The sequence below is a fragment of the Buttiauxella izardii genome, from assembly GCF_003601925.1.
Taxonomy (GTDB): domain Bacteria; phylum Pseudomonadota; class Gammaproteobacteria; order Enterobacterales; family Enterobacteriaceae; genus Buttiauxella; species Buttiauxella izardii.
In genome coordinates this window covers 24,860-43,169 of record NZ_QZWH01000006.1, presented here as the reverse complement: position 1 = coordinate 43,169, position 18,310 = coordinate 24,860, and the positions used below count along the sequence as shown (strand labels likewise).

Sequence of the window (18,310 nt, the reverse complement as noted above, 5' to 3'; positions counted from 1 at the left end):
GTGAATCCTCACTGAACTGATTCCGGATTTATCATAATGAGCGCCCGCTATCATTGTGAGAAAAAAAACCTCTGATTGCCCCTTCCCTTTGCCTGTACAAAACCTTGTTTTCCAATGGAAATCACATTGCTGTCATTAAAAATGACCAATGCCGATCACTGGCGTGCATCTTGCTTCACTCAGGAACTAAACGAAGCGTGACCTTATTCCTGAGGATGGAGACAAAACCATGTCAGAAAGAATGGGTAATACACCATTAGGATTGCCCTGCTTGCGAGTCGATGCGCTTGCCAAAGTCACCGGGCAAGCCAGATACACCGACGATATCCCGATGACCGGCATGTGCTATGCCAAATACGTTCGCAGCCCCATCGCCCACGGATATGCCCGTGCCATTGACTACCGCGCAGCGCTTGAAATCCCCGGTGTCGTTGCCGTATTTACCTGGGAAGATGTGCCGGATATCGCCTTCGCCACGGCGGGCCATGCCTGGACGCTCGACCCTGCCAAACAGGACATTGCCGACCGCCGTTTGCTGACACAACACGTGCGGCATTTCGGCGATGCCGTGGCTATTGTCGTGGCGCGTGATGAACTCACGGCGCAAAAAGCGGCTGAAACGGTGGAAGTCACCTGGGAAGAATTGCCCGTAATCACCTCACCCGAAGCGGCGCTGGCCGACGATGCCACCGCGATTCATGCTGGCGGCAATCTGCTCAAACGCAGCGAAGCCGCAACCAACAACCCTACTGCCGCCATGCAGGCTGCGGATCACAAGTTCTCAGGCCGCTTTAAAACTCCTGTTGTGCAACACTGCCATATGGAAGGCGTCACCTGTTTTGCCTGGATGGAACAGCCCGACCGCATCACGATTATCTCGAGTACCCAAATTCCGCATATCGTGCGCCGCATTGTCGCGCAGTCACTCAACATGTCGTGGTCAAAAATACGCGTGATAAAGCCTTATATTGGCGGCGGCTTTGGCAATAAACAGGATGTGCTGGAAGAGCCCATGGCGGCATTTCTGACGTTAAAACTGGGCGGCATTCCAGTCAAAGTGTTAATCAGCCGCGAAGAGTGTTTCTTTGCCTCTCGCACCCGTCATGCTTTCCATATTGATGCGCAATTGGGCCTCTCAACCGAGGGCGTTTTAAAAGGATTTGAATTAGATATTCTGTCCAACACTGGCGCTTACGCCTCCCACGGGCATTCAATTGCAGCGGCGGCGGGCAGTAAAATCTCCTGGCTTTATCCGCGCAGCGCCTACGGTTTCCACGCTACAACCGTCTACACCAACCTTCCGGCTGCGGGGGCCATGCGCGGGTATGGCGCGCCGCAGGTCATCTTTGCTCTGGAATCATTACTGGACGATGCGGCGTGTGCCTTAAACATCGACCCGGTAGATATCCGTATTCTCAATGCCGCTCGCGAAGGTGATATCAACACCCTATACAACAGGCCAATTTACAGCGCCGGGTTAATAGAATGCCTGCAAAAAGGGCGTGAACGCTTCGCATGGGATGAACGTAAAGCGGCCTGTTTGCAAACTTCGGGGGATGTGCGGCGCGGCGTTGGCGTGGCCTGTTTTAGCTATACCTCGAACACCTGGCCGGTTGGCGTCGAAATTGCCAGCGTGCGTTTAGTGCTCAACCAGGACGGAATCATCAATCTGCAAAGCGGAGCCACGGAAGTCGGGCAAGGTGCCGATACCGTCTTTGCGCAAATGGTCGCCCAGACCATCGGCATGCCGTTTGAAATGATCCACACCATCTCTACTCAGGATACAGACATCACCCCGTTTGACCCTGGGGCATTTGCCTCGCGTCAAAGCTATGTCACCGCACCGGCCTTGCGTGAGGCGGCCCAAATATTACGGCAAAAAATCCTCCATCACGCCTCACAAATGCTGCATCTTCCTGAAATGAACCTGACGATTATTGATGGCAATATCGTGCTGGAAACACGTCCGGAACACGCTTTGCTGAGCGTGGCAGACCTTGCCATGCACACGTTCTACCACCCGGAACAAGGCGGGCAACTTTCGGCAGAATCTTCCTTTAAAACCCAGACTAATCCGCCAACCTATGGCTGCACCTTTGTGGACGTCACCGTGGATATCCCGCTGTGTAAAGTCACCATCAACCGCATCTTAAACCTGCATGATTCGGGGCAAATTCTTAACCCGATTCTGGCAGAAGGCCAGGTTCATGGCGGGATGGGTATGGGGATTGGCTGGGCACTTTTTGAAGAAATCATCGTTGATGAGCAAAGCGGCGTGGTGCGAAACCCCAACTTGCTGGACTACAAAATGCCGACCATGCCCGATCTGCCGACGCTGGAATGTGCCTTTATTCAGACTGATGAGCCGCAGTCGGCTTACGGCCATAAAGCGCTGGGCGAACCGCCGATTATCTCCCCTGCCACCGCCATTCGTAATGCCGTGCGCATGGCGACGGGCGTTGCCATCAACACGCTTCCTCTCACGCCAAAACGCCTGTTTCAGGAGTTCGTCGAGGCCGGGCTGATAAAAGGATAATGCTATGTATGACATTGAACGTTACTACCATGCCGGGAGCGTCGCGCACGCCGTTGCACTTTTAATGGAAGACGATCAGGCCCGCCTGCTCGCTGGAGGGACCGATGTACTGATTCAACTCCATCATCTCAACGCCCGTTTTCGCCATATTGTAGATATCCATGATTTACCCGAATTGCGCGGAGTGACATGCAGTGACACCGGTCATATTCGCATTGGCTCTGGCACCACATTTAGCGAACTCATTGAGCATCCGCTAGTGCAAAATCACCTTCCTGCGCTGGCAGCCTCCGCGTCCGTTATCGCCGGGCCACAAATCCGTAATGTCGCCACCTATGGCGGTAACATCTGCAATGGTGCCACCAGCGCAGACTCAGCCTGCCCGTCGCTGATTTACGATGCCGAACTGGAAATTGCCACGCCGCAAGGCACCCGCTTTACCTCGATTAACGGTTTTCATACCGGGCCTGGCAAAGTGGCGTTAGCCCACGGTGAAGTGCTGGTGGCCTTCCATTTCAAGCCAGAAAATTACCGCAACAAAGTAGCGGCAAGTTTCAAATACGCGATGCGCGATGCCATGGACATTTCAACCATTGGCTGTAGTGCCTTGTGTGAAATAGACGCGGGCCGCTTCCGGGAAATCAAACTGGCTTTCGGTGTCGCCGCACCAACGCCTGTGCGCTGCACTCATGCAGAACAGGCCGCATTCGGGCAACCGTTAACTCGACATACTCTGGCTTTTATCGCGGAGGCGGTGGCAAAAGATGTTTCACCGAGAACATCCTGGCGTGCGGAAAAATCTTTCCGTTTACATCTGATTAGTACGCTGACAAAGCGGGTTATCGAATTGGCGGTGAAACAGGCTGGAGGGGAAATTCAATGAGCGCAATGAATAACAAAACCATCAACTGCAAAATTAACGGCGCAAACTTTCAATTTAACGCTTCCCCCGCCATGCCGTTATCCGATGCATTACGCGCGCTAGGTTTTCTCAGTATCAAACAAGGTTGCTGCGTCGGCGAATGCGGTGCCTGCACGGTATTAATTGACGGCACCGCGATTGATAGCTGCCTTTACTTAGCCATTTGGGCGCAGGGTAAAGTTATTCGTACCGTAGAAGGCGAAGGGGTGAAGGGGAAACCTTCCTCACTTCAGCAAGCCTTTGCTGAAAGTGGCGCAGTACAATGCGGATTTTGCACGCCAGGTTTCATCATGGCAGCCACCGCGTTGCTGGCAAAACCGCGCAGCCAACCCATGACGGTGCTGCAAATCCGCCAGGGTCTGGCGGGGAATTTATGCCGCTGCACGGGTTACCAGATGGTTGTGGATGCGGTTCAGAAGTGCGAAATCGAAAAGCCGTAAATTGCAGGGGGAGAGAGGCTCATCTGGCACCCACTCCCCTTGCCCGCTCTGCCTGAAATAGAATCAGGCGGAGCGCAGTTCATACTTCTTTATTTTGCGATACAGGGTCGCAATCCCTATTCCCAGTTCATCCGCAGCGAGTTTCTTATTACCGTGGCGGACCAGGGCTTCGGCAATAAGCTGTTTTTCCATTTCTTCAAGGGCATGCACGCCATGCTCCGTGAGTTCACTGTGGTCGTTAACTTGTTCGGCATGCTCTTTATTCAAAACAACCACATTGTGCCGTTGATTAACCATGTTCGGCGGCAATAGCAAAGTAGTGATCACTTCACCGGACGGAACCACATTGACCAGGTATTCCATCATGTTACTTAACTCACGCAGATTTCCCGGCCATTGATACGCCGCCAGCAGCGCCATAACATCAGGAGCGATACCCGGATAAACCAGCCCGATACGCTTAGTGTGCAAATTGAGAAAATAATGAATCAGCAAAGACAAATCCTCTTTGCGCTCCCGCAGGGGCGGCAATATGACCGGAATGACATTCAAACGGTAATAGAGGTCTTCGCGAAATTTCCCCTCGGCAACATACTTTTCCAGGTTCTGATTGGTGGCAGAGATAATACGAATATCGACCGCAATGGGCCTACTGGAACCTATTGGCTGCACCTCTCGCGCTTCAATGGCGCGGAGCAATTTGGCCTGAATAACCAGCGGCATATCACCAATTTCATCAAGAAACAGTGTTCCGTGGTCGGCGGCCTGAATCAGCCCTTGCTTGCCATTGGTCGAAGCCCCGGTAAAAGCGCCTTTAACGTAACCAAACAGTTCGCTTTCCAATAATTGTTCCGGAATAGCCGCGCAGTTAATCGCAATAAAGGGTTTGTCATTACGGTGACTGAGCTTATGAATCGCCCATGCTACGACTTCTTTACCGGTGCCACTTTCACCGGTAATCATCACACTCGATGGGCCTGGCGCGATGCGGGTTATTAATCGCTTTAATGCCAGCATCGGCTGGCATTCACCAATGATATGTTCAATCTGCGGAACTTCATGACTCAGTTCCGTGTTGATAACGGTATGCGATTGATGGAAGGCCATTAAAAACATTTGGTTTTCTTGCACCGCCAGCAATTGCCCGATAATTATTTCGCTATGATCGTCAATAGAAATAATATATTGCATATGGCCGCTGGTAAAAGAATTCTGAAAAGTCAGCGCCCGGGCAGAAATCGTTTTCCCCATCAGTTGCTCATGAGTGGATTTTAGTATTTTTAATGCGACCGGGTTCGCAAATTTTAACTGATTATTTTTATCAAGAATCAATACCCCTTGGTCCATATTATCAATAAGACTTAACAGAATCCCGCTGGCGTTACTATCCCCGCTCTGATCTTCGAGAAGACGGGAAATAAAGATATTAGAGATATGCTGAACATAATCAGAAAATTCGCGTAAGTTGTGTTTTATTCGTTCCTGCTGCTCACCGTTAAGGGCAACAAGGCTAATCACGCCGACGCAAGAGTTCTGAAAAATGACCGGTGTACCGAGGAAGGCTTTTTCACGGCAATTTTGCTTATCTGTACATCCTTCACAGATAGGATCAACGCCTGACTGAGTGACAACCTTTTCTTTCTTTGATTCAATAACATGCTTCAATAGACGTGAATTAGTGTTTAGCTTGCGGCCCAGGGATCTGGCAAAAGGGCCGGTGCCTGCCACGCGCACCAGGTTGACATCAACAATCTCGATTTCCAGTTGCAGTACACTTGCCAGCATCTTAGCGAAGCGGATGATTGTCGGTTGGATCTGCATCAGAACCGACTGAGAATTTACAGCCATCATTATCGATAATTCCCTTTGTAGTTAAACAATTACAATTATTGATAGAAACGATATCTTACTGAACGCCGGGCCATCTCTTACAGACGTCTCATAATACTAATCCGGCAATCCTAAACATTGATAATAACCTGCCTGACGTCATTCCCTTATAAATAAATATTCCGCAGCCTCACAGCTTACTTATCAAATTGATAATTGACCCGACGTTGTTATCAATTTTGAGAACAAGCTTCTGATAATCCATAAAAGTATGACTTTCCTCGCACAGACTAATTGGTTTTGATTCGCTCCGCCTTATAACACAGCCCTTTAAAAGCCCCTAAATAATCTAAGTTTATCGATTGCGCTCACAATTTTAATTTACCAGGCAGGCCAATCGGACCTTTTTTCGTACCTGGCATACTTATTGTTAATGAATAAACAGCTCATACAGATTCGGTGGGTTAATTCTGCACAGAACAACAGTCCTGTGACCAGTCATAACAAAGGGTGTTTTGATGAAAACGATTAATGATTTAATTAAAGATCTCAGCAAACTTAACTCTCATCTTCATGAAAAGGACTTCCTGTTAACCTGGGAACAGAGTCCGGATGAACTCAAGCAAGTCCTTGACGTCGCCGCTGCACTGAAATCCATGCGTGCCGATAACATTGCTACCAACGTATTTACCAACGGTTTAGGGATCTCGGTTTTCCGTGATAACTCGACCCGTACTCGTTTCTCCTATGCTTCCGCGCTGAACATGCTGGGGCTGGCGCAACAAGACCTCGACGAAGGCAAATCACAAATTGCCCACGGCGAAACCGTGCGCGAAACCGCCAACATGATCTCCTTCTGTGCGGACGCCATCGGTATTCGCGATGACATGTTCCTCGGCGCGGGTAACGCTTACATGCGTGAAGTGGGTGCCGCTCTGGATGAAGGTTACGAAGAAGGTGTGCTGCCTCAGCGCCCTGCGCTGGTAAACCTGCAATGCGATATCGATCACCCAACGCAATCTATGGCTGACCTCGCCTGGCTGCGTGAGCATTTTGGCTCACTGGAAAACCTCAAAGGCAAAAAAATCGCCATGACCTGGGCCTACTCCCCAAGCTATGGCAAACCGCTGTCGGTTCCACAAGGCATCATCGGCTTGATGACCCGCTTTGGTATGGACGTCACGCTGGCTCATCCAGACGGTTATGAGTTGATACCCGATGTGGTGGAAGTCGCTAAAAACAATGCCAAATCTTCCGGCGGCAGCTTCCGCCAGGTCAACTCGATGGAAGAGGCGTTTAAAGATGCCGATATCGTTTATCCAAAATCCTGGGCGCCTTATAAAGTCATGGAAGAGCGCACCACTCTGCTGCGCGCCAACGATCACGACGGCCTGAAAGCACTGGAACAACAGTGCCTGGCGCAAAACGCAAACCACAAAAACTGGCATTGCACCGAAGAGATGATGAAGCTGACTCGCGGCGGCGAAGCACTTTACATGCACTGCTTGCCTGCTGATATTTCCGGCGTGTCTTGTAAAGAAGGCGAAGTCACCGAAGGTGTATTTGAAAAATACCGCATCGAAACCTACAAAGAAGCCAGTTGGAAGCCCTACATCATCGCCGCGATGATCTTATCGCGCAAATACGCCAAACCCGGTCAGGTCCTTGAAAAACTGCTGAAAGATGCCGTTAAGCGCGTTAAATAACATGGCCTCTGGCCTACGGGCCAGAGTCTCCTCCAGCAAAACGTCTTTTGCTAAATGAGGTTGGGTTATGTCTGTTTTCTCATTGAAGTTAGCTATCGAACAAAACCGTTTATTCAATGGTGAAATATCCCCGCAATTCACCAGCGAACAAACCCGCAAAGCCCGTGCTTTCCACCAGAAAATTGCCGGTTACCAACCGACTCCGTTGTGTGACCTCTCAGAGCTTGCCAACTTGTTCGGTGTCGGCAAGATTCTGGTGAAAGATGAGTCTCAACGCTTTGGCCTTAACGCCTTCAAAATGCTCGGTGGCACCTACGCCATAGCGCAATTGCTGTGCGAAAAATACCAGATGGATATCAACGATTTCTCCTTCGAGAAAATCAAAAACACCATCAAAGAAAAAATGACCTTCGCCACCACCACCGATGGCAATCATGGCCGTGGTGTGGCGTGGGCTGCGCGGCAATTAGGCCAGCATGCGGTGGTCTATATGCCGAAAGGCTCGGCGCAAGAACGTGTGGATCACATTCTCAATCTTGGCGCGGAATGCATCGTCACCGATATGAATTACGACGACACCGTGCGCATGACCATGAAAATCGCCAAAGAACGTGGCTGGGAAGTCGTGCAGGACACCGCCTGGGAAGGCTATACCAAAATCCCGACCTGGATCATGCAAGGCTATTCGACGCTTGCCGATGAAGCCGTTGAGCAAATGAAAGAGCTTGGCATCAAACGGCCTACGCACGTGTTTTTACAAGCCGGTGTGGGGGCGATGGCGGGTGGAGTTTTGGGTTATCTGGCTGATGTTTACGGGGCGCAGAACCTCCATTGCGTGGTGGTTGAACCAGAACTGGCAGACTGCATTTACCGCTCAGGCGTTAAAGGTGAAATGGTCAACGTCGGTGGCGATATGCCGACCATCATGGCCGGTCTTGCCTGTGGTGAACCTAATCCCCTCGGTTGGACAGTGCTGCGCAATTGCGCCACGCAATTTATCTCGTGCCAGGACTCCGTTGCCGCTCTCGGTATGCGTGTGCTGGGCAATCCATTAGGCGCAGACCCACGCATTATTTCTGGCGAGTCCGGTGCCGTAGGCCTCGGTGTGCTTGCCGCCGTTCATTACCACCCACAACGCGAAACACTCAAAGCCAAACTGGGACTTAACCACGATTCCGTCGTATTGCTCATCAGCACTGAAGGAGATACCGACGTGAAACATTACCGCGAAGTGGTCTGGGAAGGCGCTCACCCCACAACTGCGTGAACCACTGCGGTTCACTGATACGTTTCATTAAGGGAGTTAGAGAAATGACTAAGCAGGTTCCATTTAAACTGGTTTTAGAAAAAGCTGAACATTACAAAGCCGACATGACCCGCTTCCTGCGCGACATGATTGCCATTCCAAGCGAAAGCTGCGATGAAAAACGCGTCGTGCATCGCATCAAACAAGAGATGGAAAAAGTCGGTTTCGATAAAATCGACATCGACCCAATGGGCAACATTCTCGGTTATATCGGCCACGGCCCGCACCTGATTGCGATGGATGCCCACATTGATACCGTCGGCGTCGGCAACATGAAAAACTGGACTTTCGACCCTTATCAGGGCATGGAAACCGAAGAGTTAATTGGTGGCCGTGGAGCATCTGACCAGGAAGGCGGGATGGCTTCTATGGTTTACGCCGGGAAAATTATCAAAGATTTAGGCCTGGAAGATCAGTACACCCTGCTGGTCACCGGCACCGTTCAGGAAGAAGACTGTGACGGCCTGTGCTGGCAGTACATCATTGAACAATCAGGGATTCGCCCGGAATTTGTGGTCAGCACGGAACCCACAGATTGCCAGATTTATCGCGGCCAGCGTGGCCGTATGGAAATCCGCATTGATGTTCAGGGCGTAAGTTGCCACGGCTCGGCACCAGAACGTGGCGATAACGCCATCTTTAAAATGGGGCCAATCCTCAACGAGTTACAACAACTGGCCACCCGTCTGGGCAATGACGATTTCCTGGGCAAAGGCACGCTAACGGTTTCAGAGATCTTCTTCACCTCGCCAAGCCGCTGCGCCGTGGCAGACAGTTGTGCCGTTTCTATCGACCGCCGCTTAACCTGGGGTGAATCCTGGGAAGGTGCGCTGGAAGAAATCCGCGCCCTCGAGTCAGTCAAAGCCGTTAACGCCACCGTTTCCATGTACCAATATGACCGCCCATCGTGGACTGGCCTGGTGTATCCAACCGAATGTTATTTCCCTACCTGGAAAGTAGAAGAAGACCATATCACCGTTAAAACTCTCAGCCACGCCTATCAGGGTTTGTTCCACAAAGATCCGGTGGTGGATAAATGGACGTTCTCGACCAATGGCGTTTCCATTATGGGTCGTCACGGTATTCCTGTTATCGGTTTCGGCCCTGGCAAAGAACCGGAAGCTCACGCGCCGAACGAAAAAACCTGGAAAGACCATCTGGTCACCTGTGCCGCGCTGTATGCCTCAATTCCGTTGGCCTACCTGTCTGAACTGAAGAAATAACCTCACCCAAAACCCCGAAGGATTTCCTTCGGGGTTGTTACGGAGTTCATATCATGAAGGTGCTTATCAAAAATGGCTGCGTCGTCAACGCAGATAGCCAGGTCATGGCTGATGTGCTGGTAAGTGACGGAATTATTGAACAACTGGCTATCAATATTCCCCTACCGGATGGCTGCGAGGTGATTGACGCGCAAGGCTGCTACGTCATGCCCGGCGGCATTGACGTTCACACACATTTCAATATTGACGTTGGAATAGCCCGTAGCTGTGATGATTTTTTTACCGGCACCCGCGCTGCTGCGTGTGGCGGTACAACAACCATTATTGACCACATGGGTTTTGGCCCGGCAGGCTGCAACCTTCACCATCAATTAGAGGTTTATCACGGCTACGCCCGTGGTAAAGCGGTGATCGACTACAGTTTTCATGGCGTCATTCAGCACATTGACGATGCCATCCTCGACGAAATCCCCTCTCTGGTTGATGAAGGCATCAGCAGTTTTAAACTCTACCTGACCTATCTCTATAAACTGAATGACAGTGAGGTATTACGCGCGTTGCAGAGGCTTAACGACGCTGGCGCGCTCACCACTGTGCATCCAGAAAATGATGCGGTAATCACCCAGCGGCGCGCTGATTATCTTGCCGCAGGGCTCACCGCTCCGCTGTACCACGCCCGCAGTCGCCCGTCTGAATGTGAAGCAGAAGCCGTTGCGCGCATGATTAATCTGGCCCGGCTTTCTGGTAATGCCCCGCTGTATATCGTCCATCTTTCCAACGGCCTCGGCCTGGATTACCTGCGGCTAGCCAAAGCGCGTCATCAGCCCGTTTGGGTGGAAACCTGCCCGCAATATTTACTGCTGGATGAGCGGCTTTATCTGCGTGAAGACGGATTGAAATTTATTCTCAGCCCGCCTCTGCGCGAGGCCAGCGAACAAGATGCATTGTGGTGCGGAGTACACGACGGCTCGATAGATGTCGTCGCCACCGACCATTGCACCTTCCCTTACCAGCAACGGCTCGCGCTCTCCGGTGGTGATTTCAGCCGCTGCCCGAACGGGCTTCCGGGCGTGGAAAACCGCCTGTTGCTGCTGTTTTCCGCAGGCGTGATGAGCGGGCGAATTTCACCAGAACGCTTTGTCTCACTCACCAGTACCCTGCCGGCAAAATTGTTTGGGCTGTGGCCACGTAAAGGCAGCATCGCCCCAGGTTTTGACGCCGATGTCGTCATTATTGACCCTAAAGCCAGCACCACCATTCACCACAGCGAACTGCATGACAATGCCGATTACAGCCCGTATGAAGGCCGGGTTTGCCAGGGGCAAATACGCCATACCTTGTCGCGTGGCAAGACGGTCTGGAGCCAGGGAAAATTTGTCGGGACGGCGGGTCATGGGCGTTTTATTAGGCGCCAACCTTTTGATTGTAAAACTTTTAATCACTAACAGGCAAATGAGGAAAGGATGAAAAAAACAATCGTACTGGCTCTGGGAGGAAACGCTCTGGGCGATGGCCTGGCAGAGCAGATGGTGGCGGTGAAAATCACCGCTCGCGCCATTGTCGATTTAGTTGAACAGGGACATAAAGTTGTCCTGACTCACGGGAATGGCCCACAAGTGGGGATGATTAACCGGGCCTTTGAGGCCGCCGCTAAAACCGAAGCTCATACCCCGATGTTACCGATGTCTGTTTGCGTGGCGTTAAGTCAGGGTTATATCGGTTATGACCTGCAAAACGCCCTGCGTGAAGAGCTTCATCTGCGCGGCCTGGCAACCCCTGTCGCGACGATTATTACCCAGGTGGAAGTCGACAAAAACGACCCGGCATTCCTCTCCCCAACCAAACCTATTGGCTCGTTCTTCACCCACGAAGAAGCCAGAGTCATGATGGCTAATGGTCATCAGATGATGGAAGATGCCGGACGCGGCTGGCGACGTGTGGTCGCCTCGCCAAAACCTGTCGATATTATCGAAAAAGAAACCGTTAAAGCGATGCTCACCGCAGGGCAACTGGTGATCACCGTCGGTGGCGGCGGCATTCCGGTTATCCGTGAAGGCAACCATCTACGCGGGGCGAATGCGGTTATTGATAAAGACTGGGCCAGCGCCAAACTCGCTGAGATGATCAACGCCGATATGTTGATTATCCTCACCGCCGTGGAAAAGGTCGCCATTAACTATGGCAAGCCTGGCGAGCAATGGCTGGATAACCTTAGCGTGAGCGATGCCGAGCGTTTTATTCAACAAGGGCATTTTGCCAAAGGTTCTATGCTGCCAAAAGTGGAAGCCGCGGTGGAATTTGCCGCCAGCCGCCCTGGTCGTAAGACGCTGATTACCGTGCTGGAAAAGGCCAAAGAAGGTATCGAAGGGAAAACCGGCACGGTGATTAGCCAGTAGAAAATGGTGGATGACGCCTGCGGCTTATCCACCCTACGGAACCATACCGCCAATGGGTTTTCGTAGGTCGGATAAGCGCAGCGTCATCCGACAAACCTAATCCACCAACTCCACTTCCCTGGCAACTGCCTGCTTTACTCGCTGCGGTTTTCTCGGTAACGCCATCATCGCTTCCAGCACCGCGCCGCCAATGGCGCGGGCTTTATCTGACACCGTGGTAAAATCAGCTTCCAGTCCACGCGGGTCAATATCGCCAATTTTAAAACCGACGGTGACACTCAACCCCTCGTTGAGCAACCCGCGCACCATGCCACTCAACGGCGCAATCACCGGCGTGTCATCAATGTAGGCCACGAGATCCCCTTCATTCACCACATCGCCGAGCTTCACGCAGCAACGTATTTTCCCGGCCACGGGCGCACGCATCACGCGCCGAGTGGTTTCACCCTTGATATTTCCCGGGATGCCGGTGTTGGCCTGTGCTGGCCCCTGGTAAATAACCCGCCCCAGATAATGCCCACGATTTGTTTCAATTACTGCGTCACAATCTTTCCCGGCCTCAAATCCTGGGCCGAGGGCCACAGTGACCGGAGCCATTCCACGATGCGTCCCTTTGTTAACTTTCGCCAGAATGGCATCCACCAGCCCATCGGGTTGCAGCACAGGCAGCAAACTCGCCTGTTCATCGGCTAATACCGGAATAACACCGGCTTGTAATACCGCGGGGACATCATCCACATTCGCAACAAAGCGCGCTTTTACACCTTCGACCGTCACTTCACCATCAAACATAGCTTGCGCAAAAGCCACCGAGCAGCGGATAACGGTAGGCTGTGCCATTTCCAACATCACGACGCGGAAACCTGAGTGCCACAGGCGTAATGCAACGCCAGTCGCGATATCTCCCGCACCGCGAATCACCACCAGCCGCCCCACTTTTTCTGCTGCTTTTTCTTTCATCGGGCCGCCTGGTGCTTGATGACGGTGCTGCACGATTTCCGCCAGGATACTAATGGCGATTTCTTGTGGTGTTTCCGCGCCAATATTGAAACCAATCGGCGCATGTAAACGGGCAAGTTTTGCTTCAGGGACACAATGGGTGCGCAATTGCTGGAGGAAAGTTTGAGTTTTACGGCGGCTTGCCAGCAAACCCAGGTACTTCACGGGGCGCTGAATAAGGCAGTCCAGCGCTTCTTTATCCTGGCTGTTGGTAGCAATAACCACGTAATCTTCCGGTTCAATTTGCAACTGTTCAATGGCTTCGGTGAAGCTCGCCGCGTGAAGTAAACGGGTCGCCGGTGGGAAATTGTCGGGGTTTAGATTTTCGGCATACACATCCGCCACATGAATATTAAAATCCAGCGCCGCAGCCGCTTTGGCAATCGCCTGGTTAACATGCCCCGCCCCCACCAATACCAGACGCGGGCTGTAACCATGAATATCAATATAAACGGTCATCGCGCCGCCACAGTCAGAGCCCACCGCATCCTCGCCGTTACGCGCCATACGCCCATGAAATAACCGGGGTTTACGTTCGGCAAGCGCCAGTAACGCCTCTTCAATCACCCGGCGTTCCATCATGCCACCGCCTATCGTGCCCATCACGCTGCCATCGTTGCGCACCAGCATTTGCGCACAATGACGAGGTGTCGAGCCTCGACAATCAACAATCTGAGCCAGCGCAAAAGGGCTATTTTGCTGCTCCAGTTTTGCTGCTTCTGCGAAAATTTTCATGATTACCTCAACAGATTTTTATCCGTAACTGCGCATTCATCGCGCTGTAACACGTGTGCTATCGGTGGAAATTCTTTAACGGACCCAAGCCAGATCGCATCAAGTCCGGCACTGCTGAGAAGTTCTGGCAGAACGTCGGTGAGATTCTCAATATGAGAACTTTTATTTATCAGCCAGATACGTTTCGCCTGCGGTGGAGCCTGTTTAAACATCCCCTGCGAATGATTAATAAAACGCTGCAAGGCTTCAGCGCCCAGAAGATCCCCCGCCTGCAAGCCCGTTATTGCGCTAAACAAAGGCCAGCGGTGAACATTTTGCGGCCCAACAGGCTGCGCCATGGCTTCTCCACCCATGACAGCAATAACGAAATCGCTGCTATCAGCTATGCAAGGTTCGTGCAAAGCTGGCGCTTTAAGCGGAAAACCGTGAGCCCCGTCAGCTTCTATCAGAAGGACATCGGCAATATTGCGCTTTGCCAACGCGTCGATTTGTGGCGGCGCAAAACCCAGCACTTTCCCCTTTTCAGCGTTCCAGCCTGCAAAGCAGGCAACACAGGGAGCAGAAAAAGCGGCATCAGGGAGCGTTTCAGGTGAGTGGCACAACAGAACGGGAATGTTTTCTTCAGGTAAATACATCTGCGTCGTGGTGCTAATAATCACTCGCTGGCCAATGCGAATACATTCACGTGCCAGCCAAAATAAGGTACTCGTTTTCCCTCCAGCCCCGACAATGCTGACCACTGCGGTTTTCTGATCAGGTTTATTCTTATTTTCCAAAAGTGAATTTAAAGGTTCGGGGATGCAGGAATTAAGCATTTTTTCTCCACTGCGTTTATCAAAATGATATTTTATTTCTATTTATGAGAATCAATAAAAGACAAATAAATTCATCTTAAACAAAGATTTATTATTGATAACCATTCTCAAGCCAGACGTGTGTGAAGTGTTTCACAAAGCAATATAAATATTAGAAGCAGCTCGCAATTATTATCCTTAATAACCTCAATGCTTTTCTCTGGCGCGATATTTGCACAAATCCAACTAATTATTTCTGTAGCCAGACCACAAGCGCTACCCCTCTATAAATTGTCGCAAGGAGAGTGTCATGGGAGATATTATGCGTCCTGTTCCGTTCGAGGAACTATTGACGCGAATTTTCGATGAGTTTCAGCAGAGCAATTCAATCTTTGGAATTCCGGCTCAACAGTTTTATCGGGCAAACTCCCCATCCACATTTCATGTTTTTGGTGAAACCTGTGAAACGCCGATCGGCCCTGCTGCTGGCCCTCATACGCAATTAGCCCAGAATATTGTTGTCTCCTGGTTAACCGGTGGGCGTTTTATCGAACTGAAAACCGTGCAAATTCTTGACCGGCTTGAGCTCGAAAAACCGTGTATTGATGCCGAAGACGAAGCCTTTAATACCGAATGGTCAACTGAATTTACCCTGCCAAAAGCCTACGACGAATATCTTAAAGCCTGGTTCATTCTCCATTTGCTGGAAAAGGTCTTCTCACCCCAGCCAGCCGGTGCGCAGAAGTCATTTATCTTCAATATGAGTGTCGGTTACAACCTCGAGGGAATACGCCAGCCGCCAATGCAGCAATTTATACATTCGATGATGGATTCCTCGGCGCATCCCGATTTCGCACGTTACCGCAAAATTCTGCAACAGTGGCTACAAAACGATGCTTTCATTAACCGCTTCGCGTTACTGGCGGAACGTCAATCTGAGCTGGCAAAGCTTGCGGAGTCCATCCCCGCAACGCTGGTCAAAGGCGTTACCCTCTCGACCATGCATGGCTGTCCTCCAGACGAAATCGAAGCCATTTGCCGCTACATGCTTGAAGAAAAAAACCTGAATACCTTCGTCAAACTCAACCCTACGCTGCTCGGTTATCAGCGCGTCAGAGAGATTCTGGACACCTGTGGCTTTGACTATATCGGGCTGAAGGAAGAGTCATTTGGCCATGATCTGAAACTCCAGCAGGCGCTGGAAATGCTCGAACGACTCATGGCGCTGGCGAAAGAAAAGCAGCTCGGATTCGGGGTTAAATTAACCAACACCTTAGGCACTATCAATAATAAAGGCGCGTTACCGGGCGAAGAAATGTACATGTCGGGACGCGCCCTGTTCCCACTGTCGATAAACGTCGCGGCGGTTCTTTCCCGAGCCTTTAAGGGTCTGCTGCCCATTTCCTATTCCGGCGGGGCCAGTCGATTCACTGTTCGCGATATTTTTGAAACCGGTATTCGCCCCATCACGATGGCTACTGATTTGCTCAAACCAGGCGGCTATTTACGGATGCTCGACTGCATGCAGGAGCTGGAAAAATCCAATGCTGCTTCGCTGATGCAGGTTGACGTTGAGCGTCTTGAAGCGCTGGCAAAGCGCGCTATCAGCATGGAGTACACGCAAAAACACTGGAAGTCCGAAGATAAGATTGATGCGGGCGGCCCGTTGCCCCTCACCGATTGCTATGTCGCACCTTGCGTCACCGCCTGCGCCGTAAAACAAGATATTCCTGAGTACATCCGCCTGATGGGCGAAGGGCGTTATACCGATGCGCTGGAAGTGATTTACCAACGCAATGCGCTCCCGGCTATCACCGGCCATATTTGCGACCACCAGTGCCAAAGCAACTGTACGCGCCTGGATTATGACAGCGCACTGAATATCCGTGAGCTCAAAAAGGTCGCACTGGAAAAAGGTTGGGAAGGTTACAAACAGCGCTGGCATAAACCTGCCGGATCGGGCGATCGCCACCCGGTTGCTGTGATTGGCGCAGGCCCTGCCGGGCTTTCCGCAGGCTACTTCCTGGCTCGCGCCGGGCATCAGGTCACAATATTCGAACGTGAAGCTAATGCGGGCGGCGTGGTCAAAAACGTGATCCCACAGTTCCGTATTCCGGGTGAACTTATCCAGCATGATATTGATTTTATCGCCGCCCACGGCGTGAAGTTTGAATATAACTGCTCGCCCGATTTGACCTTTGAACAACTGCAAAATGACGGTTTCCACTATGTTCTGGTCGGCACCGGGACGGATAAAAACAGCGGCGTGAAGCTGGCTGGAAACAACCGCAATGTCTACAAATCTCTCCCCTTCCTGCGTGACTACAATCTCGGCGTGAAACTGAATCTCGGTCAGCACGTTGCTGTAGTGGGCGCGGGCAACACTGCGATGGACTGCGCGCGCGCTGCATTGCGTGTGCCGGGCGTGACAGACGTGACCGTGCTGTATCGCCGCACCGCCAGCGAAATGCCCGCCTGGCGCGAGGAGTATGAAGAAGCGCTGGAAGATGGCGTGAAATTTATGTTCCTGACGAACCCGGAGCACTTTGCCGAAGATGGCGCATTAACCGTACGGAAGATGGAATTAGGCGAAGCCGACAGCTCAGGCCGCCGCCGCCCGGTGGCTTCTGATAAAACCGAAACCTTGCATTTCACCGCCTTAATTACCGCCATTGGCGAGCAGCAAGATTGTGAAGCGCTGGCCGCGATGGGGGTTCCGCTTGATGAACAAGGCTGGCCTGCGGTGGCCTCTGCCACCGGCGAAACCACCAAACCTGGCCTGTTCCTGATTGGTGATGTGCAAAGTGGCCCGTCTTCAATTGTGGCGGCTATCGGCACCGCGCGGCGCGCGACTGATGCCATTTTGTATCGCGAGAACATTCATTCACGGCACGCTGACAAATACTTCAGCAATGTCGATCCGCAGCAGGTGTATCAGCGCAAAGGCAAGATTGCCGTCAATCTGGTGAGCAAAAACGACCGCAATAACTTTGTGAAACAAGAGGCCGAACGCTGCCTGGAATGCAACTACGTCTGTAGTAAATGCGTCGATGTTTGCCCAAACCGCGCCAACGTTTCTATTGCGGTTCCTGGTTTCCAGAACCGTTTCCAGACGCTGCACCTCGATGCTTTCTGCAATGAATGCGGCAACTGCGCACAATTCTGCCCGTGGCAGGGCAAACCATATACCGACAAATTAACGGTATTCAGCCTGCCGGAAGACTTCTCCAACAGCCGCAATCCTGGCTTCTACGTTGATGGCAATGACATCAGCATTCGCCTGCATAAGCAGGAGTGGCAGTTAACCCTCAACGATGACAGTCAATTCCACCAGATCCCACACGAGCTTGGCGATGTCTGCAAAATTATCAGCCATGTACATAAACATCATCGCTACCTGTTAGGGAAAGTGGAGGCCTGATT

Annotated in this window: 12 protein-coding genes; 9 read left to right on the top strand and 3 right to left on the bottom strand. The window is 51.7% G+C overall.

Annotation, left to right across the window (positions count from 1 at the left end):
• Positions 1 to 241: 241 nt before the first annotated feature.
• Genes xdhA through xdhC form a run of 3 tightly spaced genes read left to right on the top strand, consistent with a single transcriptional unit; the run spans position 242 to position 3,898 of the window.
• Positions 242 to 2,536: a xanthine dehydrogenase molybdenum-binding subunit XdhA gene (gene xdhA / locus D6029_RS03205; RefSeq protein WP_244212370.1), complete on the top strand. Its 2,295-nt coding sequence runs from the start codon at positions 242 to 244 to the stop codon at positions 2,534 to 2,536.
• A gap of 4 nt (positions 2,537 to 2,540) precedes the next feature.
• Positions 2,541 to 3,419, top strand: coding sequence for a xanthine dehydrogenase FAD-binding subunit XdhB (gene xdhB / locus D6029_RS03200; protein ID WP_120063385.1), 879 nt, complete (start codon positions 2,541 to 2,543; stop codon positions 3,417 to 3,419).
• On the top strand, positions 3,416 to 3,898 hold the full coding sequence (xdhC, locus tag D6029_RS03195; RefSeq protein ID WP_244212367.1) for a xanthine dehydrogenase iron sulfur-binding subunit XdhC: 483 nt from the start codon (positions 3,416 to 3,418) through the stop codon (positions 3,896 to 3,898). The genes xdhB and xdhC overlap by 4 nt, the downstream gene beginning before the upstream one ends.
• Before the next feature lie 63 nt (positions 3,899 to 3,961).
• On the opposite strand, the gene D6029_RS03190 is transcribed toward xdhC, so the two are convergent.
• Complete coding sequence (locus D6029_RS03190) at positions 3,962 to 5,749, bottom strand: sigma-54 interaction domain-containing protein (protein ID WP_120063384.1); 1,788 nt, start codon at positions 5,747 to 5,749, stop codon at positions 3,962 to 3,964.
• 497 nt (positions 5,750 to 6,246) lie between these two features.
• Between D6029_RS03190 and ygeW the strand changes: the two genes are divergently transcribed.
• From ygeW to arcC, 5 genes are all read left to right on the top strand, one after another.
• Positions 6,247 to 7,434: a knotted carbamoyltransferase YgeW gene (gene ygeW / locus D6029_RS03185; protein WP_147365217.1), complete on the top strand. Its 1,188-nt coding sequence runs from the start codon at positions 6,247 to 6,249 to the stop codon at positions 7,432 to 7,434.
• Between the two features lie 67 nt (positions 7,435 to 7,501).
• Entirely contained in the window at positions 7,502 to 8,701 is a 1,200-nt protein-coding gene (dpaL, locus tag D6029_RS03180) for a diaminopropionate ammonia-lyase (RefSeq protein WP_120063382.1), read from the top strand.
• Between the two features lie 44 nt (positions 8,702 to 8,745).
• Entirely contained in the window at positions 8,746 to 9,963 is a 1,218-nt protein-coding gene (locus D6029_RS03175; RefSeq protein ID WP_120063381.1) for a YgeY family selenium metabolism-linked hydrolase, read from the top strand.
• A 53-nt stretch (positions 9,964 to 10,016) separates the two neighbouring features.
• Positions 10,017 to 11,408 (top strand): dihydropyrimidinase, encoded by a 1,392-nt coding sequence (gene hydA, locus D6029_RS03170; protein ID WP_120063380.1) that lies wholly within the window; start codon positions 10,017 to 10,019, stop codon positions 11,406 to 11,408.
• An 18-nt stretch (positions 11,409 to 11,426) separates the two neighbouring features.
• Positions 11,427 to 12,359, top strand: coding sequence for a carbamate kinase (gene arcC, locus D6029_RS03165; RefSeq protein ID WP_120063379.1), 933 nt, complete (start codon positions 11,427 to 11,429; stop codon positions 12,357 to 12,359).
• Positions 12,360 to 12,455: 96 nt separating this feature from the next.
• Here the strand turns inward: arcC and yqeB are convergent, their stop codons facing one another.
• Positions 12,456 to 14,093, bottom strand: coding sequence for a selenium-dependent molybdenum cofactor biosynthesis protein YqeB (yqeB, locus tag D6029_RS03160; protein ID WP_120063378.1), 1,638 nt, complete (start codon positions 14,091 to 14,093; stop codon positions 12,456 to 12,458).
• Positions 14,094 to 14,095: 2 nt separating this feature from the next.
• Positions 14,096 to 14,833: a selenium cofactor biosynthesis protein YqeC gene (gene yqeC, locus D6029_RS03155; protein ID WP_244212366.1), complete on the bottom strand. Its 738-nt coding sequence runs from the start codon at positions 14,831 to 14,833 to the stop codon at positions 14,096 to 14,098.
• A gap of 364 nt (positions 14,834 to 15,197) precedes the next feature.
• On the opposite strand from yqeC, the gene ygfK reads away from it, so the two are divergent.
• A complete protein-coding gene (gene ygfK / locus D6029_RS03150) occupies positions 15,198 to 18,308 on the top strand; it encodes a putative selenate reductase subunit YgfK (RefSeq protein WP_120063376.1) in 3,111 nt (1,036 codons plus the stop codon).
• The last annotated feature ends 2 nt before the right edge of the window (positions 18,309 to 18,310 follow it).

Excerpts from the sequence above, each read along its gene's own strand:
- xdhA (WP_244212370.1), top strand. The coding sequence starts at position 242 with ATGGGTAATACACCATTAGGATTGCCCTGCTTGCGAGTCGATGCGCTT.
- xdhB (WP_120063385.1), top strand. The coding sequence starts at position 2,541 with ATGTATGACATTGAACGTTACTACCATGCCGGGAGCGTCGCGCACGCC.
- xdhC (WP_244212367.1), top strand. The coding sequence starts at position 3,416 with ATGAGCGCAATGAATAACAAAACCATCAACTGCAAAATTAACGGCGCA.
- D6029_RS03190 (WP_120063384.1), bottom strand. The coding sequence starts at position 5,749 with ATGATGGCTGTAAATTCTCAGTCGGTTCTGATGCAGATCCAACCGACA.
- ygeW (WP_147365217.1), top strand. The coding sequence starts at position 6,247 with ATGAAAACGATTAATGATTTAATTAAAGATCTCAGCAAACTTAACTCT.
- dpaL (WP_120063382.1), top strand. The coding sequence starts at position 7,502 with ATGTCTGTTTTCTCATTGAAGTTAGCTATCGAACAAAACCGTTTATTC.
- D6029_RS03175 (WP_120063381.1), top strand. The coding sequence starts at position 8,746 with ATGACTAAGCAGGTTCCATTTAAACTGGTTTTAGAAAAAGCTGAACAT.
- hydA (WP_120063380.1), top strand. The coding sequence starts at position 10,017 with ATGAAGGTGCTTATCAAAAATGGCTGCGTCGTCAACGCAGATAGCCAG.
- arcC (WP_120063379.1), top strand. The coding sequence starts at position 11,427 with ATGAAAAAAACAATCGTACTGGCTCTGGGAGGAAACGCTCTGGGCGAT.
- yqeB (WP_120063378.1), bottom strand. The coding sequence starts at position 14,093 with ATGAAAATTTTCGCAGAAGCAGCAAAACTGGAGCAGCAAAATAGCCCT.
- ygfK (WP_120063376.1), top strand. The coding sequence starts at position 15,198 with ATGGGAGATATTATGCGTCCTGTTCCGTTCGAGGAACTATTGACGCGA.